Origin of the sequence: Trinickia dinghuensis, from assembly GCF_003367175.1 — a bacterium.
GTDB lineage: Bacteria > Pseudomonadota > Gammaproteobacteria > Burkholderiales > Burkholderiaceae > Trinickia > Trinickia dinghuensis.
In genome coordinates this window covers 316,012-335,920 of the sequence record NZ_QRGA01000005.1, presented here as the reverse complement: position 1 = coordinate 335,920, position 19,909 = coordinate 316,012, and the positions used below count along the sequence as shown (strand labels likewise).

21 protein-coding genes are annotated in these 19,909 nt (G+C 62.1%); 12 read left to right on the top strand and 9 right to left on the bottom strand.

Going from position 1 to position 19,909, the window contains the following annotated elements; all coding sequences use genetic code 11:
* Window positions 1-273: 273 nt before the first annotated feature.
* The 7 genes from DWV00_RS09840 to DWV00_RS09810 all read right to left on the bottom strand — a co-directional run bounded on the left by DWV00_RS09840 (window position 274) and on the right by DWV00_RS09810 (window position 10,413).
* Entirely contained in the window at window positions 274-1,167 is an 894-nt protein-coding gene (locus DWV00_RS09840; RefSeq protein ID WP_115533370.1) for a flagellar brake protein, read from the bottom strand.
* A gap of 211 nt (window positions 1,168-1,378) precedes the next feature.
* Window positions 1,379-2,725 (bottom strand): MFS transporter, encoded by a 1,347-nt coding sequence (locus DWV00_RS09835; RefSeq protein ID WP_115533369.1) that lies wholly within the window; start codon window positions 2,723-2,725, stop codon window positions 1,379-1,381.
* A 168-nt stretch (window positions 2,726-2,893) separates the two neighbouring features.
* Entirely contained in the window at window positions 2,894-3,694 is an 801-nt protein-coding gene (locus DWV00_RS09830) for a peptidylprolyl isomerase (RefSeq protein ID WP_115533368.1), read from the bottom strand.
* A gap of 7 nt (window positions 3,695-3,701) precedes the next feature.
* Window positions 3,702-4,385 (bottom strand): respiratory nitrate reductase subunit gamma, encoded by a 684-nt coding sequence (narI, locus tag DWV00_RS09825; RefSeq protein ID WP_115533367.1) that lies wholly within the window; start codon window positions 4,383-4,385, stop codon window positions 3,702-3,704.
* Window positions 4,378-5,115, bottom strand: a complete 738-nt coding sequence (gene narJ, locus DWV00_RS09820) for a nitrate reductase molybdenum cofactor assembly chaperone (protein WP_115533366.1) — start codon at window positions 5,113-5,115, stop codon at window positions 4,378-4,380. Before narJ ends, narI begins: the two co-directional genes overlap by 8 nt.
* 1 nt (window position 5,116) lies before the next feature.
* Entirely contained in the window at window positions 5,117-6,643 is a 1,527-nt protein-coding gene (narH, locus tag DWV00_RS09815; protein WP_115533365.1) for a nitrate reductase subunit beta, read from the bottom strand.
* Window positions 6,640-10,413: a nitrate reductase subunit alpha gene (locus DWV00_RS09810; protein WP_115533364.1), complete on the bottom strand. Its 3,774-nt coding sequence runs from the start codon at window positions 10,411-10,413 to the stop codon at window positions 6,640-6,642. The genes narH and DWV00_RS09810 overlap by 4 nt, the downstream gene beginning before the upstream one ends.
* Window positions 10,414-10,739: 326 nt before the next feature.
* On the opposite strand from DWV00_RS09810, the gene atpD reads away from it, so the two are divergent.
* From atpD to DWV00_RS09770, 8 genes are all read left to right on the top strand, one after another.
* The gene (gene atpD, locus DWV00_RS09805) at window positions 10,740-12,221 is read left to right on the top strand and encodes a F0F1 ATP synthase subunit beta (RefSeq protein WP_115533363.1); all 1,482 of its coding nucleotides are present in this window, start codon (window positions 10,740-10,742) and stop codon (window positions 12,219-12,221) included.
* Window positions 12,218-12,676, top strand: a complete 459-nt coding sequence (locus DWV00_RS09800) for a F0F1 ATP synthase subunit epsilon (protein WP_115533362.1) — start codon at window positions 12,218-12,220, stop codon at window positions 12,674-12,676. The genes atpD and DWV00_RS09800 overlap by 4 nt, the downstream gene beginning before the upstream one ends.
* A complete protein-coding gene (locus tag DWV00_RS09795; protein WP_115533361.1) occupies window positions 12,673-12,987 on the top strand; it encodes an AtpZ/AtpI family protein in 315 nt (104 codons plus the stop codon). Before DWV00_RS09800 ends, DWV00_RS09795 begins: the two co-directional genes overlap by 4 nt.
* On the top strand, window positions 12,980-13,255 hold the full coding sequence (locus DWV00_RS09790; protein WP_115533360.1) for an N-ATPase subunit AtpR: 276 nt from the start codon (window positions 12,980-12,982) through the stop codon (window positions 13,253-13,255). The genes DWV00_RS09795 and DWV00_RS09790 overlap by 8 nt, the downstream gene beginning before the upstream one ends.
* Entirely contained in the window at window positions 13,252-13,950 is a 699-nt protein-coding gene (locus DWV00_RS09785) for a F0F1 ATP synthase subunit A (RefSeq protein WP_115533359.1), read from the top strand. The genes DWV00_RS09790 and DWV00_RS09785 overlap by 4 nt, the downstream gene beginning before the upstream one ends.
* Window positions 13,947-14,192, top strand: a complete 246-nt coding sequence (locus tag DWV00_RS09780; protein ID WP_115533358.1) for a F0F1 ATP synthase subunit C — start codon at window positions 13,947-13,949, stop codon at window positions 14,190-14,192. The genes DWV00_RS09785 and DWV00_RS09780 overlap by 4 nt, the downstream gene beginning before the upstream one ends.
* A gap of 114 nt (window positions 14,193-14,306) precedes the next feature.
* A complete protein-coding gene (locus tag DWV00_RS09775; RefSeq protein WP_115533357.1) occupies window positions 14,307-15,356 on the top strand; it encodes a chemotaxis protein CheB in 1,050 nt (349 codons plus the stop codon).
* Window positions 15,357-15,443: 87 nt separating this feature from the next.
* On the top strand, window positions 15,444-15,893 hold the full coding sequence (locus DWV00_RS09770) for a CBS domain-containing protein (protein ID WP_115533356.1): 450 nt from the start codon (window positions 15,444-15,446) through the stop codon (window positions 15,891-15,893).
* Window positions 15,894-15,926: 33 nt separating this feature from the next.
* Here DWV00_RS09770 and DWV00_RS09765 read toward each other — a convergent pair whose 3' ends face one another.
* Window positions 15,927-16,130 carry a DUF2188 domain-containing protein gene (locus tag DWV00_RS09765; RefSeq protein WP_245964801.1) on the bottom strand — a complete coding sequence of 68 codons (204 nt, stop codon included), beginning with the start codon at window positions 16,128-16,130 and terminating at the stop codon, window positions 15,927-15,929.
* 383 nt (window positions 16,131-16,513) lie between these two features.
* Here DWV00_RS09765 and DWV00_RS09760 point away from each other — a divergent pair, with 383 nt between their 5' ends.
* Window positions 16,514-17,296, top strand: a complete 783-nt coding sequence (locus DWV00_RS09760) for a universal stress protein (RefSeq protein WP_115533355.1) — start codon at window positions 16,514-16,516, stop codon at window positions 17,294-17,296.
* An 82-nt stretch (window positions 17,297-17,378) separates the two neighbouring features.
* On the opposite strand, the gene DWV00_RS09755 is transcribed toward DWV00_RS09760, so the two are convergent.
* Window positions 17,379-17,729 (bottom strand): hypothetical protein, encoded by a 351-nt coding sequence (locus tag DWV00_RS09755; protein ID WP_115533405.1) that lies wholly within the window; start codon window positions 17,727-17,729, stop codon window positions 17,379-17,381.
* Window positions 17,730-17,937: 208 nt separating this feature from the next.
* Here DWV00_RS09755 and DWV00_RS09750 point away from each other — a divergent pair, with 208 nt between their 5' ends.
* The 3 genes from DWV00_RS09750 to DWV00_RS09740 are packed head-to-tail and all read left to right on the top strand — an operon-like array spanning window position 17,938 to window position 19,909.
* Complete coding sequence (locus tag DWV00_RS09750; RefSeq protein ID WP_115533354.1) at window positions 17,938-18,564, top strand: LemA family protein; 627 nt, start codon at window positions 17,938-17,940, stop codon at window positions 18,562-18,564.
* Window positions 18,561-19,409, top strand: a complete 849-nt coding sequence (locus DWV00_RS09745; RefSeq protein WP_115533353.1) for a TPM domain-containing protein — start codon at window positions 18,561-18,563, stop codon at window positions 19,407-19,409. The genes DWV00_RS09750 and DWV00_RS09745 overlap by 4 nt, the downstream gene beginning before the upstream one ends.
* A gap of 2 nt (window positions 19,410-19,411) precedes the next feature.
* Window positions 19,412-19,909, top strand: a complete 498-nt coding sequence (locus tag DWV00_RS09740) for a TPM domain-containing protein (RefSeq protein WP_115533352.1) — start codon at window positions 19,412-19,414, stop codon at window positions 19,907-19,909.

Genomic DNA, 19,909 nt, shown 5'->3' with positions numbered 1-19,909 from the left:
TTCAGGAGTCAACTGCCTCCGACTGGCACTCCACGGTCACCACAGAACTCATCCCGTCTCGATCTAGGCATAACCGGGAACTGTGCCTAAAAGCGCTTATACGCTGCGGAGGATAAGCGCTTACCTTGTTCATACCTCTATCAAGTCTGGTTCTATCTTGCGAAGGGAGCGCGTGGCGCCGCCTTGAACATTCAAGGGTATTTCTACTGGGATCATTCGATCACGCTTCATGGCAGCGGGGAAGAACGAGGATGAACCTGTCGATTCGCACGCTCAGAGCGAATTCGCATTCATCCAGTCGAACAAAAACAAGCGCAGCGCGAATTGCTGCTCGCCGCTCATGGATTCGAACTCGAGGCCATGCGCGACCAAACCATCGGCATCTCGACTGTCCTTCACGTTACGCACCACGGCGACAGCGTCGAATTCGGTGTCGATCTGGGCCGTGCTGATCGGAAACGAAACGTGGACGCGCGCGCCAACCTCGCCAACCGCGCGCGGAGCGACGAGCGACATGCCCTGCACGCTCAAGTCGCGGCCGAGTCCAAGTCCTTGCCGCGCGTCGTGCGAGTCCGGCTCGCGATACGTGACGGCAAGCCGTGTTTGCACTCTCGTCGCTTTGCGCTCGCGCAGCATGCGGATAGCACCGGGCGCGGAGAGCACGAGGTAGTGAAACGGTTGGCCGCAAGCAGCGAGCACGGTGCAGGAGAACGAATAAACCGCATACGCTCCGATCGCGACCGCCTGCACGTTCTCGCCAGCCGTCAGGACGAGAGGCAGCTTGCCGACCCTAGGCGCGGTGACAAACAACGAGTGGTCTGGACTAAAGCCGATGATTCGGCTGCGCCGCATTGGACTGCTCGTTGCGTAGAAGCTGCGCATGCCGATCGGCGAGCCGATCGACAGCCGCATGTCAGCCACAGCGAGGTGCTCGGCTTGGCCGTCGACCGAACTCGCGCCTTGCGGTGCATCTGTCCTGGGTGCTCCCGCATAGAACGAAAAGTGCTCGAGCAGGAAGCACCGCTCCTCCTCGCTCGTGATCACGGTTCCCGCGCGCAACAATAGCCGGCCTTCCTGATCCAACAGCGGCCAGGCAAGCGCGGCGCCAACGACAATTTTCGCATCGGCAATCGGCTCATGCCGCTTGGTCTCGGGCGAGTCACTCATCGGTCGATTCCGCCATCGGCGCGTAACGATATGTTCATACGATCCTACTCCAATTGGCGCCTCGCGACGGCACACGTCTGCGTCGAATTTCGCCACGATTGATCCACGTCAAGCATGTTTCTTGTGCAGGAAGCGGATCAATTCATGGAAAAGGACGTGCTCGTGCTTGATCATGCAACGCCATTTCGGGACCCAGCTAGCATTCACACCATCAAGGTTTCACCGGCGCGCGCATCGAGGTTCGTACAGGCTTGGTGCGCGAAGGAGACTGCCGCGTCACATACAAGAGATAAGTCAGCAGCAAACTCGCAACCGCAAGAATCACGTAGACGACGTAGCCCCTACCGTACCCAACCGCTCCCATCGTCTGCGCAATGTGCCCGAGGATCGGAGGCACGACAAATCCCCCCAGCGCGCCGAGCCCGCCGACCCAACCCGCCGTTCCACCCACGGCGTCAGGCACATATTGGGGGACCAGTTTGAAGACGGCCGCATTCGCGCCCCCCATCCCTACTGCCACCAGCACTTCCCCCGTCACCGACAGGCCGAAGCTCCGCGACAGAGCCATCATCACCGCCCCAATCAGCAACAGACAATAAGACGCAAAAGCGATTCTCTCGCCGCCAAACCGATCGGACCAGTTTCCGGCCGGCACGCGGATCAAAGACGAGAGCAGCGAAAAGCTCGCCGTTAGCCCCAGCGCCTCCCAGTGAGAAGCCTTATACGACGCTCCCCAGTAGATCGGCAGCCATGCCGTCAACGCCAGAAATCCGCCGAAGGAAGTGAAATAGAGCGCCACGAGCGGCCATGTGCGCCAACTCGTCGCGGAATCGATCAACGCGCGCGATACGCTGGGCGCGGGAAACAGTTCCTGCCCAAGCGCCTTCGCCGCGTCGCGAGCCTCGGCTTGCGCCATGCCATGGCGTCGCAATTGAAAATACGGCGCGTTAAAACCGAGGACCACGTACAAACCAATTCCGGCAATCACGATGACGAGCGAAACGAAGTAGCCGACCCAGAGCCCGCCAACCGCGATGATGAGCGGCAGCACGATCGCCACGAGGCCGGGCGACGTATTGCCGAGCCCGGCATAGAACGAGAGGGCCTTGCCCTGCCGCTCCTTCGGAAACCAATAAGAAACCTGGCCGACGCCAACGGAAAACGTCGCGATGCCGCACCCGCCCAGTGCACCGAACAACAGCAACCAGGGATAGTGTTCAGCCGTCAAGTGTTCCGGATAGAGCGAAAGGAGCATCCAATAGAGCCCTCCTATGCCGACGACCGAGGCCAGCAACAACAGGAGGAACGGCATCTTTCCGCCGTTCAGGTCGACCCACGCTCCGAATGGAATACGGAGCAGCGAACCCGTGAGCATGGGCATCGCCACGAGCAAGCCGACTTGTTCCGGGCTCAACTGCATGACTTTGATGAAACTCTGCGCCGTCGGTCCGAACAGCGAAACCGCCCCGAAACCGATAAAAAAGCCGATGGTCGCCCCGGCCAACGACCGCGACGCACTACCGCCGGCGGCCGATATGGATGACGTGTTCGATCGCATGTCACTCTCCAAGTGAATGGCGAGTGTCGGAAGCGCACTCGCACGTTTCGCATGAACAATGTTCGCCGATCGCGATCAGCCGCACATTGACTTGACTCAGGTTCCGTTGGGAAGGACGAACAAAAAGATTCGCCTTCTCCGGTATCGGATCGGCGCCTGACTTCCCGCTCATTGAACCAACGGGTTATCGGTCCCGCCTAGTTCAACGCCGTCGACTTGGGCACCGCCGGCGAGCACGGTCAAATATTGACGCGTCGCACGAAGCCGCACCTGCTTGGACAGGAAGGCCGCAATCGCATCGGCGACATCGGAGAACGGAACGGTGTCGCCTTCCACGCGGCGATCGACGCGGACGATGTGAAATCCGAATCGCGTATTGACGAGGCGAGGCAGCAAACCCGCTTCTCGCGTGCCAAAGACGGCGGACTCGAATTCCGGCACGGTATCGCCGCGCATCAACTGCCCCAGGCTGCCGCCGACGCCGCTGGACGGACAATTCGACATCCGGCGAGCCACGTCCTCGAACGTTTCCGGTGCGGCAAGCACGCCTGCAAGCGCAGCTTCCGCATGTCGCCGCAAGGCCGAAAGCGGCACCCCATCCGTCACCGCGAAGAGAATATGGCTCGCATAAACGATATCGTTTCGACGAAAGCGGGCTGCATTGCGCTCGTAATAGTGCCTGCAAGCGTCAGTGTCCGGCATCGGCACGTGGGTCAGCTCGCACGCGAGCAATCGATCGAGTGCGTCGTCGTCGATCGGCTCATCTTGATCGATCAGTCCAAGGGCGAAAGCGCGCTGCCTCAGCAGCTCGCGCACGGCTAGCGCACGCCGCGCGGCATCCAGCGGATCAAACGCGTCGGCGTGATGGGCGCTCTCCGCCGAAATGGCATCGGCGTCCAAAACCACACCATTGATGCGCAGACAACCGTCGCCTGCGATCGCGTGAGAATCGAGTACGTTGCTCGCCATGACGCCCTCAACGCTTGCGAACGAGCTGATACGGACGGATCGCGTACGCCAGCGACGCAACACCGCTCCAAATATGCACCATCCGCGTGAACGGCGACACGAGAAAGATCGTGAAGCCAAGCAAAATGTGCAATCGATACGTCAGCGGCACACCGATGAGTAGGCCAGCGATGCCAGGCCGGAACGTCACGACGCCCTTCACGTAGTCGGTCAGTTGCTCAAACAAGGCACCGTCCATATGACGCATCGACAGCGCAACCGTACCGAGCCCTAGTGCGAGCTGTGCCCACAGCATCAACACGATGACGATGTCGGATTTGCGGCTATTACGCCGGATCCGCCGGTCTCCAAGCCGCCGCGCGATCAGGATTGTGAGGCCGACGATCGATACCGCCCCCGCCGAGCCGCCGGCGACCATCGCGACGAGCTGGTGACCCGACGCGGACAGAAACGGCGAGACGAGCCAATGCGGTGCGAGAAAGCCGGCGAAATGACCCAGCACGACGACGAGCACGCCCCAGTGAAACAGATTGCTGCCGAGCTTGAGCGCGCCGTGACGCAGCAGTTGAGAAGAGTCGCTCTTCCACGTGTACTGCTCACGATCGAAGCGAATGAGGCTGCCGATAAGCAACACCGCGAGACAGATGTACGGGTAGACGCCAAACAGAAATTGATGAAAATAGTCATTCATGGTTTTCCTCTCGTGGCATCGTGGAGCGCGGCGGTGACATGCCGCGGGCAGGCCGCTTGTCGTAAAACCGCATCGGTTGTTCGGCTGGCTCTGCAGCGCCGACGAAGCGTACCGCCTCCTCCGCGTATGAGGCGTCGAGCGCGCGGTAGTCGCCTGCGCTCGGCGTGTCACCGGCCGCATCGTCTTCGGGCTGATCAGGGGCGCCGACCGGTGCCGCGCCTGCGAGCGGCAGCAACGCCCCCACGACGCAGCTGTAGTGACTGCCTCGCTTCGCGAGCTGCTGCGCGAGCGCGCGCAAGATTTCTCCCGTCTCGCCGAGCAAGTCCTTCGCCTCGTTCGCCGGCAAGCGAGACAGATACTCGAGAAACACGGGCAGGTAATCGGGCAATTCGCCGGACCGGAGATAGAGCCCACGCTGCTCGTACATCCGCAGCAAATCGACCATCGCCTGTCCGCGATCCCGCGACTCGCCGTGTACATGCTCGAACAGATGCAGCGATGCCGCACGGCTGCGGTCGAACAACGCGACGTAATTTTCCTGAAGCGTCAATAGGTCACGTTCGCGCAGGTACCGAAAGAAACGATCGAGTTCCGCGCAGACCGCCTCCGGTAAATGCCTTGCATCGCGTACCAGAGATTCGATCGAATCGAGCGCGTCGATCAAACCCTCGTCCGGATAATCGAGCATGACCGAGAACGCCGCGTAGATCGAGTCGGATGCCAGGTTCATGTCATCGCTCCTGCCGGATAGGAATCGTCTTCGGCCCATTCCTAGGGCTGAACAAGCTCGCCTCGGAGCGTCCGCCCGAGCAGCCGTTGCCGAACGAGAAACCACATGATGCGCGCAGATCGAACGCATCTTCGGCATACTCGCGATGCGTCGTCGGAATCACGAAACGGTCCTCGTAATTGGCGATGGCTAGGTATCGATACATCTCCTCGGTCTGCTCGCGCGATAGCCCGACCTGGTTCAGCACCCCGGGCGCGTCCATCCGATCGACGTGGCGCGCGCGCATATAGGCGCGCATCGCAAGCAGCCGCTCGAGCGCGAGCTTCACGGGCGCCTCGTCGCCGGCCGTCAACAGGTTGGCGAGATAGCGCAGCGGAATGCGCAGCGATTCGACGTCGGGGAGATAACCGTTCATTCCGAGTTCGCCGCTCGTAGCCGCCGCGTTGATCGGCGACAGCGGAGGCACGTACCAGACCATCGGCAGCGTCCGATACTCGGGATGCAGCGGAAATGCGATCTTCCAATCGATGGCCATCTTGTAGGCGGGAGAGCGTCGCGCCGCGTCGAGCCACGCGGCAGGCACGCCGTCGCGTTCGGCCTGCGCAATGACGGCGGGATCGTTCGGATCGAGGAACAACGACAACTGCGCTTCGTAGAGGTCAGTTTCGTTCGCGACGCTCGCCGCCTCGGCGATCCGGTCGGCGTCGTAGAGCAGCACCCCGAGATAGCGGATGCGCCCGACGCACGTCTCCGAACAAACGGTCGGCTGGCCGGCTTCGATGCGCGGATAGCAGAAGATGCACTTTTCGGCCTTTCCGCTCTGCCAGTTGTAGTAGATCTTCTTGTACGGACAGCCCGATACGCACATCCGCCATCCGCGGCATTTGTCCTGATCGATCAACACGATGCCGTCTTCCTCGCGCTTATAGATCGATCCGGACGGGCACACCGCCACGCATGCCGGATTGAGGCAATGCTCGCAAAGGCGCGGCAGATACATCATGAACGTGTTCTCGAACTGCCCGTAGATGTCCTTTTGCACGGCCTCGAAGTTGTAGTCCCGCGAGCGCTTCTCGAACTCGCCGCCGAGGATTTCTTCCCAGTTCGGCCCCCACTCGATCTTCTCGAGCCGTTCGCCGCTCACGAGCGACCGCGGCCGCGCAACCGGCGTCGCTCGGGTATCTCCCGCTTCTTGCAGATGCGCATAGTCGAAGGTATACGGCTCGTAGTAATCGTCGATCTCGGGCAAATTCGGATTCGCGAAAAGCTGCGCCAGTACCCGCCACTTGCCGCCCAGCTGCGGCTCGATCTTGCCGTCGGCTCGCCGCTTCCAGCCGCCGTGCCAACGCTCCTGATTCTCCCAGTCCTTCGGATAGCCGATGCCGGGTTTCGTCTCGACGTTGTTGAACCACGCGTACTCCATACCCTCCCGGCTCGTCCATACGTTCTTGCACGTCACCGAGCAGGTATGGCAGCCAATGCATTTGTCGAGGTTCAGCACCATCGCGATCTGTGCTCGGACTTTCATGACGTTTCCCCCGTGCGCTCGTTCTGGGCTTCGGCACCGACGCCCGAGCCTTCCCCGTCGAGCCAGTCGATCTTGCTCATTTTGCGAACGATCAAAAACTCGTCGCGGTTGGAGCCGACCGTGCCGTAATAATTGAAGCCATATGACAGTTGAGCGTAGCCGCCGATCATATGCGTCGGCTTCAGCGCGACACGCGTCACCGAGTTATGAATACCGCCACGCGTTCCAGTGATTTCCGAGCCCGGCGTGTTCACGATCTTCTCCTGGGCGTGATACATCATGACCATTCCCGCCGGTATGCGTTGGCTCACAACCGCCCGGGCGCACAGCGCACCGTTGGAGTTGAAGCACTCGATCCAGTCGTTGTCGGCAACGCCTATTGCCTTGGCGTCCGTCTCCGAAATCCAGACGATCGGCCCACCGCGCGAGAGTGTCAGCATCAGCAGATTGTCGGAATACGTGCTGTGAATGCCCCACTTCTGGTGCGGTGTGAGGAAGTTGAGCACGCGCTCGGGCTGGCCGTTCGACCGCTTGCCAACCATATGAGCGTAGCTGCCCGTATCGATCGGCGGTTTGTACACGCAAAGCGATTCACCGAACGCCCGCATCCACGAATGGTCCTGATAGAGTTGTTGGCGCCCGGTAAGCGTTCGCCACGGCACCAGCTCGTGCACATTCACGTAGCCCGCGTTGTACGACACATGCTCGGATTCGATGCCGCTCCAGGTCGGTGACGAAATGATCTTGCGTGGCTGCGCCTGGATGTCGCGGAAGCGGATCTTCTCGTCGGCCCGCGCCTCGGCCAGGTGTGTATGGTCGATACCCGTTATCTGCGACAGCGCGCCCCAAGCCTTCATCGCAACAGCGCCGTTGGTTTCCGGCGCGAGCGAGAGAATGACCTCGGCCGCATCGAGCGCCGTTTCGATACGCGGCCGACCATGGGTCGCCCCGTAGTCGTTCACGCAATAATTGAGTTCGCCAAGCTGCGCCACCTCGTCCCTCGTGTCCCAGCCGATGCCTTTGCCGCCGTTTCCGAGCCGGTCCATTAGCGGGCCAAGCGACGTAAATCGGCGATAGGTGTTCGGGTAATCGCGCTCGACAACCGCGACCGAAGGCATCGTGCGGCCCGGTACGGGCTCGCATTCGCCGCGCTTCCAGTCTTTCACCTCGAACGGTTGCGCAAGCTCGCCCGGCGTGTCATGTGCGATCGGCGCGAGCACGAGATCGCGCTCGACGCCCAGATGGCCTTCGCTGAGTTCGGAAAAACGCTTCGCGATTGCCTTGAAGATCTCCCAGTCGGTTTTCGACTGCCAGGCCGGATCGACAGCCGCCGACAGCGGATGGACGAAAGGATGCATGTCGGACGTGTTCATGTCGTCCTTCTCGTACCAGGTCGCAGTCGGCAGTACGATGTCCGAATACATGCAGGTCGTGGACATCCGGAAATCGAGCGTGACGAGCAGATCGAGCTTGCCGCGCGGCGCTTCATCCCGCCATGCGACTTCCTCCGGACGCGCCCCGCCGGTGACGCCAAGGTCGTCACCCTGCACGCCGTGCGTCGTGCCGAGCAGATGCTTGAGGAAGTATTCGTGTCCTTTGCCCGACGAGCCCAGCAGGTTGGAACGCCAGACGAACAGGTTGCGCGGGAAATTGCACGGGTCGTCCGGATCCTCGCAGGCCATCTTCAGCTCGCCCGATTCGAGCCGCTTGGCGATCTCGCGCCCCGCTCCCGAAGCATCGCCGACGCTTCGGCCGACGGCGAGCGGGTTTTCAGCGAGCTGCGGCGCCGACGGCAACCAGCCCATGCGCTCGGCGCGCACGTTGTAATCGATCGGCGCACCGTGAAAGTGCGCCTTATCGGCGAGCGGCGACAGCAGCGCCGACGTGTCCATCGTGTCGTAGCGCCACTGGTCCGTGTGTGCGTAGAAGAATGACGTGGCGTTCATCTGCCGTGGAGGACGGTTCCAGTCGAGCGCGAACGCGAGCGCCGTCCAACCCGTTTGAGGCCGCAGCTTTTCCTGGCCGACGTAATGCGACCAGCCGCCGCCCGATTGGCCGACACAGCCGCACATGATCAACATGTTGATGATGGCGCGGTACGACATGTCCATGTGGTACCAATGGTTGATTCCCGCACCGATGATCACCATCGACTTGCCCTGCGTCTTGTCCGCGTTCTGCGCGAACTGACGCGCGACCGCGATCACGTCGGCGCGTTTCACCCCGGTGATGGCTTCCTGCCATGCCGGCGTGTACGGCAGATCGTCGTCGAAGCTCTCGGCGACGTCGCGCCCGCCCAGTCCCTGATCGAGACCGTAGTTCGCGACGAACAGATCGTAGACGGTTGCCACGAGCATGGTACCGCCGTGTGTCGCCACGCGACGGATACCAATCCGTCGCGAGAGCGTCGAGCCGTGCGACGTGTGGTTGAAATGCGCGTGGGGCTGATTGCCGAAATAAGGGAAGAGCACGTCGACGACGTCATCGTGCGCGGAAACGAGCGACAGTCGCGGGGATAACGGCTCGCCTCTCGACGTTTCGGCGCGCAGGTTCCACCTGCCCTTTTCGCCGCCGTCGCGCTGCTCCCAGCGAAAGCCGGCCGATCCGACTGGAACGACGAAGTCGCCGGTCGCGTCGTCGAGCACGACGCTCTTCCATTCCGAGTTTCTCGTCTCGCCGAGCGCACCGTCGAAATCGGACGCGCGCACGATCCGTTCGGGCACGTAGCCCTCTCCGTGCGGCACGAGCCGCACCAAGCAAGGCATGTCGGTGTAACGCCTGCAGTAGTCGATAAAGTAGCCGCTCTTGCCGGACAGATGAAATTCTTTGAGGATCACATGCCCCATCGCCAGCGCCAGCGCGGCGTCGGTGCCCTGCTTCGGGTGCAGCCAGAGATCGCCGAACTTCGCACCCTCCGCATAATCGGGGAAGATAGAGACGACCTTGGTGCCGCGATAGCGCGCCTCGACTAGAAAATGCGCATCCGGCGTGCGAGTTTGCGGCACGTTGGATCCCCACATGACGATGAAGGTGGAGTTGTACCAATCCGCCGATTCCGGCACGTCGGTCTGTTCGCCCCACGTTTGCGGCGAGGCCGGCGGCAGGTCGCAATACCAGTCGTAGAAGCTCAGGCAAACGCCGCCGATCAGCGAGAGATAACGCGAGCCTGCCGCGTAGGAGACCATCGACATCGCGGGAATCGGGGAGAATCCGACGACGCGATCGGGACCGTAGCGCTTCACCGTGTAGACGTTTGCCGCCGCGACGATTTCATCTACCTCGTCCCAGCGCGCCCGCACGAAGCCTCCAAGGCCGCGCCGGCTCTGGTATGCACGCCGCGCCTCGTCATCCTCGACAATCGAGCGCCATGCATCGACTGGCGCAAGCGTCTTGCGGCGCTCGCGCCAAAGCTTGACGAGCGCGCTGCGCACGAGCGGGTACTTGAGCCGATTTGCGCTATAGAGGTACCACGAATACGAAGCGCCGCGAGCGCAGCCACGCGGCTCGTGATTCGGCATGTCGGGACGCGTGCGTGGATAGTCGGTTTGCTGCGTTTCCCACGTGACGATGCCGCCTTTGACGTAGACCTTCCACGAGCACGAGCCGGTACAGTTCACGCCATGGGTCGAGCGCACGATCTTGTCGTGCTGCCATCGCTTGCGATAGCCGTCCTCCCACTGTCTGTCCTCGTTGGTGACAGCGCCGTGACCGTCGGCAAACTGCGGCCTTGTCGTCGAGAAATAGCGCAAGCGGTCGAGAAAATGGCTCATATGGGGTCTTCGTAGAGTGGTCGCTGCGGCAATGAGCCGCGGCGGGCATTGCCTCGGAACGCTAGCCTGCTTCTTGCCAGGCGTTCGATACGTGCCGTTGGCCGTTCGGGCACGTGCCTTGCTGGCGCTGCGCTCCTCTGGGTTGCCGGACTCAACGGTAGCCGCTAATCGCCGGGAAGCAGTTGACGCGCATCAAATGGTCCGAGAAGAGCGGCAGGGTGCGGGCGGTCGGTAGGTCACGGCGGGAAGGCGGCACGATGCCGGACCGGACGACGAAAACCGTTGATCTCGATCAGGCCGCGGAGGCACCTCACCTCCTATCGTGGATGTATCGCGGCGCCAGCGGGAGGAAGGACGTGAACGACGGCAAGGCACAATCGGTCGATCAGACCGAGGGGCACGTAATAGCCGTGCGCGGCGCAGTTGTCGATATCGAGTTCCGCCGCGCACCGTTGCCCCCGATCGACGACGCCGTCGAGATCGAATGCGAGGCCAGCGCACCGATCATCGCCGAAGTGCAAGCGCATCTAGGCGAACATGCGGTGCGGGCCGTCGCCTTGCGAGCGACATCGGGCTTGGCACGCGGCGTCGTGGTGAAACGGCTCGGCGTCCCGCTCACGGTGCCCGTTGGCGCTGCGGTGCTCGGGCGGCTAGTCGACGTGACGGGCGCAGCGTGCGACGGCGGCGAAGCATTGCCGGCCGATACCGCCCGGCGTCCGATTCATCGGACACCGCCCGCGCTTGCGGTGGGTCAGGCTGGTACCGCGATTCTCTCGACAGGTATCAAAGCGATCGATCTATTGACGCCTATCGCTCACGGTGGAAAGGCCGCCATGTTCGGCGGGGCGGGAGTCGGCAAGACCGTGCTAGTCATGGAACTCATCCATGCAATGGCGGAACGCTATAAAGGCATCTCCGTGTTCGCCGGCGTCGGCGAGCGCTCGCGCGAGGGTCAGGAGATGCTGTCCGATATGCAGGCATCGGGAGTACTCAGCCACGCAGTGCTCGTTTATGGTCAGATGAACGAGCCGCCCGGTGCGCGATGGCGCGTCCCGCTGACGGCACTGACGATCGCCGAGCACTTTCGCGATGATCAGAACCGTAACGTGCTGCTGCTGATGGACAACGTGTTCCGCTTCGTCCAGGCGGGCGCGGAAGTCTCGGGATCGCTCGGACGCATGCCGTCGCGCGTGGGCTACCAGCCGACGCTGGCAAGCGAAGTCGCAGCGTTGCAAGAGCGGATCGTTTCGGTCGGAGACGCGTCGGTCACCGCGATCGAGGCAGTCTATGTCCCCGCGGACGATTTCACCGACCCCGCGGTGACTGCCATCGCCGCGCATATGGACAGCATGGTGGTGCTCTCGCGCTCGATGGCGGCCGAGGGCATGTATCCCGCCATCGATCCGATCGCGTCGTCATCGGTGCTGCTCGACCCATTGGTCGTAGGTGAAAACCATGCGCGCGTCGCAACGGAGGTGCGCAGGCTCATCGAACATCATCGCGAACTGCAAGATGTCATCGCCCTGCTCGGCATTGACGAGCTGAGTGCGAACGATCGCCTGCTCGTACAACGTGCCCGGCGGCTCGAGCGGTTTCTCACACAGCCGTTCGCGGTGACGGAAGCATTTTCAGGAGTGCGAGGCGCTTCCGTCGCCATCGAAGATACGCTCGCCGGCTGCAACGCCATTGTTTCGGGCGAGTGTGACGACTGGCGAGAAAGCTCGCTTTATATGGTCGGCACGCTCGACGACGCACGTGTCAAGGAAGGCGCCAGCGCAGCAAGCGCTCGCGAGAAGGTGGCGCAATGAGACACGTTTGCTTGACGCTGTGCATCGCAACGCCGACGAACGTACCGGTCGACGCCTTGCCGATCCTATCGTTGCGCGCGGAGGACGAAAGCGGCTCGTTCGGCGTCAGGCAGGGTCATGCGGACCTCGTTGCGCTGTTGACGCCGACCGTCGTTCGTTGGACTGCAGCCGATGGCACACCCGGATTCTGCGCGGTAGACGGCGGCGTGCTGACCGTGTCTCTGGGCACGCGCATCGACATCGCCTGCCGTGATGCGGTTCGCGGCGACGACCTGGCGCGGCTCGAGGAGACGGTCTACGCGACCCGCGCCGCGCGTCTCGACGCGACGCGGCGTGCACACGTGGACGCCGTGCGGCTACATGCGCGCACGGTGCGGCAGATCGTTCGCTATCTCAGCTCGAGCCCCCCATCCGAAGCCGGATACGACCCGGCCGCACCAGAGGTGACACGATGACGACTAACGCGTCGGACGAGAAAGCGAAACCCAATCATATGGCGCACGCCGCGCGTCGGGCCGCGGCCGATGCGAAGCGGGCCGGCGAGGACCCGGAGCCCTCGCTCGGACGGCGGCTGGGCCAAATTGGCGTACTAGGCTGGACCATCGCGATGTCGGCGCTGGCCGGGGTGCTCACGGGCCGCGTGCTCGACCGGTTCTTCGGAACGCGCGTGCTCTTCAGCGCGGCGCTGCTGATGGTGGGCGCCGCGTGCGGTCTCTGGTTCGCATGGAAATGGATGCACGGCCAGCAACGGAGCACGCATGACTAACCTCCCTCTCGCCGCCATCCTCATCGGACTCGGAGCTGGTCTCGGAATCGGCTCGGCGCTATCCGCGACGCTGTATTGGAACGGGTGTCTGTTCGCGCGCGGACACGTGCTCGCCGCACTCGCGGCACAGCTGCTGCGGCTCGCTCTCGCGGCTCTGATGCTCGTGGTGCTTGCACGCATCGGCGCAACAACGCTCCTTGCCTCGTGCGCCGGCATCGTCGTCGCTCGCACGTGGTCGATTCGGCGCGTACTGGGGACGCTGCCATGACTCGCTCGCCGCTTGTCTCGGTGCCGCTATGGCACGTGGGCCCGCTCTCGATCACCGGCGCGGTGCTCACGACCTGGGCACTGATGGCGCTGCTCGCGGCGGGGGCCGCGATCGCGACACGCCGTCTCGCGCTGCAGCCCTCGAAGCCGCAGGCGCTGCTCGAACTACTGATCGAAACGATCGACGCACAGATCCGCGCGACGATGCAGACCGAACCCGCGCCATACCGCGCGCCGCTCGGCACCCTCTTCCTCTTCATATTGACTGCGAACTGGTCGTCGCTCGTGCCTGGCGTCGAGCCGCCGACATCCAAGCTTGAAACCGACGCGGCGCTCGCTTTGCTCGTGCTCGCCGCAACGCTGTATTACGGTATCCGAACGCGGGGCCTGCGCGGCTACCTCGCTACGTTCGCACAACCTTCATGGCTCATGATCCCGCTCAATGTCGTCGAACAACTGACGCGCACGTTTTCGCTGGTGGTGCGACTCTTCGGCAATGTGATGAGCGGCGTGTTTGTCGTCGGCATCGTGCTGTCCATCGCGGGCCTGCTGGTGCCGGTTCCGCTGATGGCGCTCGAGCTGTTGACGGGCGCCGTGCAAGCCTACATTTTTGCGGTGCTCGCCATGGTGTTCATCGGTGCCGCCATCGCGGAGCCGAGCGCACCGATCCAGCCCACTCACCGGGAAAGCCCATGAACCTGATTGAAATGGTCAGTCTTGCCGCCGCAGCGATCGCTGTCTCGTTCGGCGCGATCGGTCCCGCTCTGGCTGAGGGGCGCGCGGTAGCCGCTGCCATGGACGCTATCGCGCGGCAGCCCGATAGCGCCGGCACGCTGTCGCGCACGCTGTTCGTCGGTCTGGCGATGATCGAGACGATGGCGATCTATTGCCTCGTCGTTGCATTGCTGCTGCTGTTCGCGAACCCGTTCGTGAAGTAAGCATCGCAGATGCGAATTGCGCAGACTTACGCTGCCCTATCCGATTGACGCAGGTCAACGATGCCCACTCGCCACGGGACGATCATCAGATTGCAATTAACCGTAGGAGATATCATGAAGGGCCGAGTCATCGTCATAGGCGCCTCGCATGGCGGGGTCGAGACGCTCTCGCGACTGATCGAACTGCTGCCTGCCGATTTCCCGGCGCCTGTGTTCGTGACTCAGCACCTGGGAGCCGGAAGCCTGGGTACGCTTGCTCAGGCCTTGGGCCGCGGTAGCCGCTTGCCGGTTGCACATCCCGAAGACACCGAGATTTTCCAAAGAGGGCGAATCTACGTGGCGCCGCCGGACCGCCACATGCTTGTCCAGCGAGGCCATATCCGGCTCTCGAACGGCCCCCGCGAGAATTACTTCCGTCCCGCGATCGATCCGCTGTTTCGGTCTGCCGCCGTTGCTTACGGTCCCGCGGTCGTCGGCGTGGTATTGACCGGCGATCTCGATGACGGCACGGCCGGCTTAATGGCCGTTAAGGATCGCGGCGGCATCGCAATGGTCCAGGATCCCTCGGAAGCCATTGCCCCATCCATGCCAAGGAGTGCGGCAGCCCGCGTTTGCATCGATCATTGCTGCAAGGTTGCGGAAATGGGAGACATTCTCGTGAACCTAGCCAACGACGACTGGGCGCCTCCTGAGTCGGACGCTCACGATGAACTCGCTCAATTCGAAACCCGCATCTCGGAAGGCACGTTCGACGTTTCCGACTGGTTGCAATTCGAAAAGCTGAGCGTTCCGAGCGGTCTCACCTGTCCGGATTGCCAGAGCGCGCTGTTCACACTGAGTGATGAGCGGATGCTGCGCTTCAGATGCCGTGCCGGACATGCGTTTTCGGCGCGCTGCCTGCTCGAAGCGCAAGCTCGATCGCGCGAAGACAAGCTTGCGGCGCTATTCCGCTGCCTCATGGAAGAAGCCGTGCTCGCGAGACGCTTGTTGGAACCTCCCGAAGCCCAAAGCGCCGAGATTCGTGCCGCTCTGAACAGAAAAATCGCGAAGGCGGAGCAAGAAGCGAGACTGGCATGGGAACGCCTGTGCGCGCCTTCCGGCTTCGCGCCTCCGACTGTGACCGGCACTTGTGCTTCGCCGCCTCTCGAATCGCACCGCGGGTAATGCCGCAGCGGTTTCCATTTTGATCTGTCGACCGCTTTGAAGACACCATCGCTCAACCAGTTCGAAGCATTTTCGAGGGATTCCATCATGCACGTAAAAGCCATCGTCACACGGCCGGTAGAGACCTGCACTATCGACGAAAGCGCAGCCAATCTCGCGGCCCGGATGTTGCACAGCCATGTCGGTGACCTGATCGTCATCGAATATCGGAAAGACCAACCTGTGCCGATCGGAATCGTCACCGATCGCGACCTTGCGATCTCGGTCATGGCACCCAAGCTGAACCCGGAATCGGTAACGGCGGGACAAATCATGTCCCGCAGTCTGATCGTCGTCTCCGAGAAAGACGATGTCAGCGTCGCGTTGGAGGAGATGCGGCGCTCGGGCGTCCGGCGCCTTCCGGTCGTCAACGAAGACGGGCGGCTCTCAGGTGTCCTCGCGCTCGACGACGTGATGGCCTATCTTGCGTCGATCATGGTCGACATATCGCGAATCGGCCGCGTTCAACAAATCGCGGAGCAACGCACTCACGCGTGAGCGGAAGCGTCACGCGTCTTGATCGCGCGACGGTCAACCGAGATCGATGCGGGACCCGATTGCTTCCGCCCAGCGCTTCGCGGACACAATCGCGATACGGATCGCTCTTGCTTCCGGCAAACCGCGTCTCAGCAGCGCATTGGCAATCTCGATCGCCTTCTCCCTCACAGCGGGATCCAGGTTGCCCATTGACTCTGGGTAGTGATGCGAATTCCACGGCACCGTCGTCTCCTTCACGTCCTGATTGCAAGCGTCCGTTGACAGGAGCCGCGACCATGAATAGGGTTTATATCTTATGAATGACGCATACGTACGTCGGCCACGCTTCGCCCACAGGTGCCCTGCGAGCAATAAATCGCGCCTTGCACGATCGCATCCCCTTGATGTGCTCATTGCACTCACGTTCGTCGCGGCTCGCCTTGACTTCCATCAAGGACCGTCAATGCATGCCGCACTGACCGTTGAGCGTTGCACGGCTCGATGCGTCGCGTTTCGATTTCGCTCGATGAACCGGTGCGTGTGGCTCGTGTGGCTACAACATGGTTTGACGCTCGTCAGTCTGCGATACCCCGGTTCGTCCTAGCCTAGTTTTACCAAACCGTGATATCAGGAGGCTCCGGATGAACAGCTATCGCAGCGTGCTGGCCTATATAGGCAACGAGCAAGAGTCGGCGAGCATTCTTTCCTGGACTAACGTAATCCGCTCTTCGCAAGACGCCTTGTTGAGCGTGATGGCGAACGATGCTCTGCGCGATCGGGGGCTAGTCGAGCGACTTCGCAGCGTCGGGCTGTCGGCCAAGCCGGTCTGGATCGACGCTCGGGCCGACATCCCCGATGCGCTCGCTTCGGCGTCGCGTTATTGCGACGTGATGGTGGTCCCGCAACCCAGCGATAGTCCCGGGGACTTGTCGCACAGGCAGGCTTCCATGCTGGTCGTGGCCGCGTCGTGCCCGATAGTCCTCGTACCGCCCGCATCCGTGGCGCACGAGGTCAAGCGTGTGCTCATTGGATGGTCGGACACACGCGAAAGCGCTCGTGCGCTGCACGACGCGCTACCGCTGCTGCAACGCGCCCGCGGCACCGTTCAGGTGTGCCAATGGGTGTATGACGAGCGACGCACTCACTCGCTGGATGAACTCGAATGCTACTTGCAAGCGCAAGGCGTCAAGCCCCAATGCGTCGTGGAACGGCTGCGTGGCATGTCATTCGATGAGCGCATGATTACCCCCACGGTGGTGGATGCATCGATCGCCGAACGTCTGCTGTCGCACGCGGCCGAGATGAATGCCGACCTCGTCGTGACGGGGGGATACGGACATGCTCGATTGCATGAATGGGTACTCGGCGGCGTCACGCGAACGTTGCTTGGATCGATGACCGTACCGGTGCTGATGTCGCACTGAGCCGACAAGCGTTAGGACGCGCGAACTTCAACTACGGCGACACTCATGCGGATCACGGTGCATTGCACCGATCCCCTCGAAGTCAGAGCGCCCCTTGAAGCGCAAAGTAATCGTAGCCCAGCACGACAGCCGAACAGAACAAGCCCAGCGCGATATTCGTCAATCGATGCTCGAGGTCCGGATGACGCGTCGGCAATACGATAGCGATAAAAAGCACGCCGACGACAACCTGCACGGCGAATACGGCAAGCATGAGCACATACTCGTAGCCGGTCTGATTGAACTCGGCGAAGTTCATCCCAAATTGGGAAATCCAATATCCGACGCGATAGATCTCGTAGATCACGATCAACACCGGAAACAGGTAGCTAACCACGTAGGTCGGAACGGTAGCGTGCCGCAACTCGGGATGAAAAGCGTGGTGGGTTTGCATTTTGATCTCCTCGCTTGCGGAAGACATAAGTCAAGCGTATTGCCGCAGCCCGTCTGGACTTTGACGGAGGTCAATGGTTTGCCACACGTCAGCGACGCCGGTCGGAGTCGCGAGCCTTTGACATGCATCAACGGCGCTCCCCGTGCCGCGCGTAGGTTATCTGTCAAGCATGGACCGCGCCCCAATCACTCTTGTTCGCGGACAAAAAATGAAAGCACGAGCGCTTTGCTGCTTATTGTTGCTGTTGATCGCGCTCGGCTTGTCCGGATGCGGCTACAACGCCATTCAAACCGAAGATGAGCAGGTCCAGGCAAGCTGGTCGGAGGTGCTGAACCAGTATCAGCGCCGCGCCGACCTTGTGCCGAACCTCGTCAACACGGTCAAGGGATACGCGAACCAGGAAAAAGACGTGCTCACGAGCGTCACACAAGCTCGCGCTCAGGTGGGTTCGATTCAGGCGACGCCGGAACTCCTGTCGAACCCACAGGCATTCGCCAAATTCGAGGCAGCGCAGGGGCAGCTGACCTCATCGTTGTCCCGCCTTCTCGTGGTGTCCGAGAATTACCCACAACTGAAGTCCGATGCGAATTTCAGAGACCTGCAGTCGCAGCTCGAAGGCACCGAGAACCGCATTGCAGTTGCGCGGAACCGGTACATCAGGTCGGTGCAGGCGTACAACACGACCGTGCGTTCGTTTCCGAACAATCTGACGGCGAAGATGTTCGGGTATCAAGAGAAACCCAACTTCTCAGTCGCAAACGAGGCGGAAATTTCGAAGCCGCCGCGGGTCGATTTCGGCACAACGCCGGCGCCGGCAAGCGGAGCTTCCAATTGAAGTCTGTGCACGCGGTGCTCGCAATCATCGTCGCATTTGTCGGCGTTGTCGGAGTCGGGGCCGGATTCGGCGTCCAAGCCGACCAGCCGGTGCCGACCTTGACCGCAAGGGTGACGGACGAAACCGGCACGCTCTCAGATGAGCAAAAGGCCACGCTCGAGCAGACATTGAAGGACTTCGAGGCGAAGAAAGGGGCTCAGATCGCGATTCTCCTGGTTCCGACCACCGAGCCCGAGACCATCGAGCAATACTCGATACGTGTGGTCGAGCAGTGGAAGCTAGGTCGCAAGAACGTCGACGACGGCGTGCTCCTGATCGTGGCAAAGAACGATCACGCGCTGCGTATCGAGGTCGGATATGGCCTCGAGGGCGTGCTCACCGACGCGATGAGCAATCGCATCATCGGCGAGACGATCGTGCCGCGCTTCCGTCAGCAAGACTTCTATGGAGGCCTCTCGGCGGGTATCGAAAGCATCATGCGAGTCGTGAGCGGCGAGCCCCTGCCCGCACCGCCTGAACGGCCACGCGATTCCGGCGGCTTGGGGGCCTTGCTGCCGGTGCTGTTCTTGCTGACCGTCGTGGCAGGCGGGCTGCTGCGCGCGATGTTCGGCAGGCTGCCCGGCGCCGCCGTGACGGGCGGTCTGGTCGGCTTTCTGGCGTGGCTGTTGTCCGGCGCGATCTTCATCGCCATCGCAGCGGGCGCTATCGCGCTGTTCTTCACGCTGGTGGGTGGTGGAATGGGCACCTACCTCGGCGGCGGCGCACTAGGCGGGCGTTCGAACCGCGACATCTTTCGCGGCGGTGGGGGCGGATTCGGCGGCGGCGGCGCTTCAGGCAGGTGGTAGCCATGGACCCGAAACGACTCCTGCGGCACCTGTTCATGACCCGTTGGCGTGTCAACGCGGCATTCCCTCAACGTTCGCTTGCCGCGATCGAAAAGGCGGTGCGCGAGAGCCATCAGGCGCATATCGGCCAGGTCCGGTTTGCCGTGGAGGGCGCCCTGCACAACTCCGCGCTGTTCAGGGGCCTGTCGGCCCGCGAGCGCGCGATCGATGTTTTCTCCCAGCTTCGGATCTGGGATACGGAGCACAACAACGGCGTACTCGTCTACGTGCTTCTCGCCGACCGGGCCGTGGAGATCGTTGCGGATCGCGGCATTCACGCGAAAGTCGCCGGCGAAGAATGGGAAGCCATCTGCCGAAACATCGAAGCAAATTTCCGGCACGGCCAATACCAGGCCGGCGTCATTCGAGGTATCGAACAAGTGACGAAACTTCTGCGTCAACACTACCCCGCTCGTCGTCCGCCGCACGAGGAGCTGCCGAGCTCGCCGGTCGTGCTTTGA

What these genes read in the sequence shown, in the direction of transcription:
- DWV00_RS09840 (WP_115533370.1), bottom strand. Translation starts at nt 1,167, where the DNA reads ATGAGTGACTCGCCCGAGACCAAGCGGCATGAGCCGATTGCCGATGCG.
- DWV00_RS09750 (WP_115533354.1), top strand. Translation starts at nt 17,938, where the DNA reads ATGAAAGCACGAGCGCTTTGCTGCTTATTGTTGCTGTTGATCGCGCTC.
- DWV00_RS09740 (WP_115533352.1), top strand. Translation starts at nt 19,412, where the DNA reads ATGGACCCGAAACGACTCCTGCGGCACCTGTTCATGACCCGTTGGCGT.
- DWV00_RS09795 (WP_115533361.1), top strand. Translation starts at nt 12,673, where the DNA reads ATGACGACTAACGCGTCGGACGAGAAAGCGAAACCCAATCATATGGCG.
- DWV00_RS09775 (WP_115533357.1), top strand. Translation starts at nt 14,307, where the DNA reads ATGAAGGGCCGAGTCATCGTCATAGGCGCCTCGCATGGCGGGGTCGAG.
- DWV00_RS09835 (WP_115533369.1), bottom strand. Translation starts at nt 2,725, where the DNA reads ATGCGATCGAACACGTCATCCATATCGGCCGCCGGCGGTAGTGCGTCG.
- DWV00_RS09830 (WP_115533368.1), bottom strand. Translation starts at nt 3,694, where the DNA reads ATGGCGAGCAACGTACTCGATTCTCACGCGATCGCAGGCGACGGTTGT.
- DWV00_RS09770 (WP_115533356.1), top strand. Translation starts at nt 15,444, where the DNA reads ATGCACGTAAAAGCCATCGTCACACGGCCGGTAGAGACCTGCACTATC.
- atpD (WP_115533363.1), top strand. Translation starts at nt 10,740, where the DNA reads ATGTATCGCGGCGCCAGCGGGAGGAAGGACGTGAACGACGGCAAGGCA.
- DWV00_RS09780 (WP_115533358.1), top strand. Translation starts at nt 13,947, where the DNA reads ATGAACCTGATTGAAATGGTCAGTCTTGCCGCCGCAGCGATCGCTGTC.
- DWV00_RS09800 (WP_115533362.1), top strand. Translation starts at nt 12,218, where the DNA reads ATGAGACACGTTTGCTTGACGCTGTGCATCGCAACGCCGACGAACGTA.
- narI (WP_115533367.1), bottom strand. Translation starts at nt 4,385, where the DNA reads ATGAATGACTATTTTCATCAATTTCTGTTTGGCGTCTACCCGTACATC.
- DWV00_RS09785 (WP_115533359.1), top strand. Translation starts at nt 13,252, where the DNA reads ATGACTCGCTCGCCGCTTGTCTCGGTGCCGCTATGGCACGTGGGCCCG.
- DWV00_RS09810 (WP_115533364.1), bottom strand. Translation starts at nt 10,413, where the DNA reads ATGAGCCATTTTCTCGACCGCTTGCGCTATTTCTCGACGACAAGGCCG.
- DWV00_RS09760 (WP_115533355.1), top strand. Translation starts at nt 16,514, where the DNA reads ATGAACAGCTATCGCAGCGTGCTGGCCTATATAGGCAACGAGCAAGAG.
- DWV00_RS09790 (WP_115533360.1), top strand. Translation starts at nt 12,980, where the DNA reads ATGACTAACCTCCCTCTCGCCGCCATCCTCATCGGACTCGGAGCTGGT.
- narH (WP_115533365.1), bottom strand. Translation starts at nt 6,643, where the DNA reads ATGAAAGTCCGAGCACAGATCGCGATGGTGCTGAACCTCGACAAATGC.
- DWV00_RS09755 (WP_115533405.1), bottom strand. Translation starts at nt 17,729, where the DNA reads ATGCAAACCCACCACGCTTTTCATCCCGAGTTGCGGCACGCTACCGTT.
- narJ (WP_115533366.1), bottom strand. Translation starts at nt 5,115, where the DNA reads ATGAACCTGGCATCCGACTCGATCTACGCGGCGTTCTCGGTCATGCTC.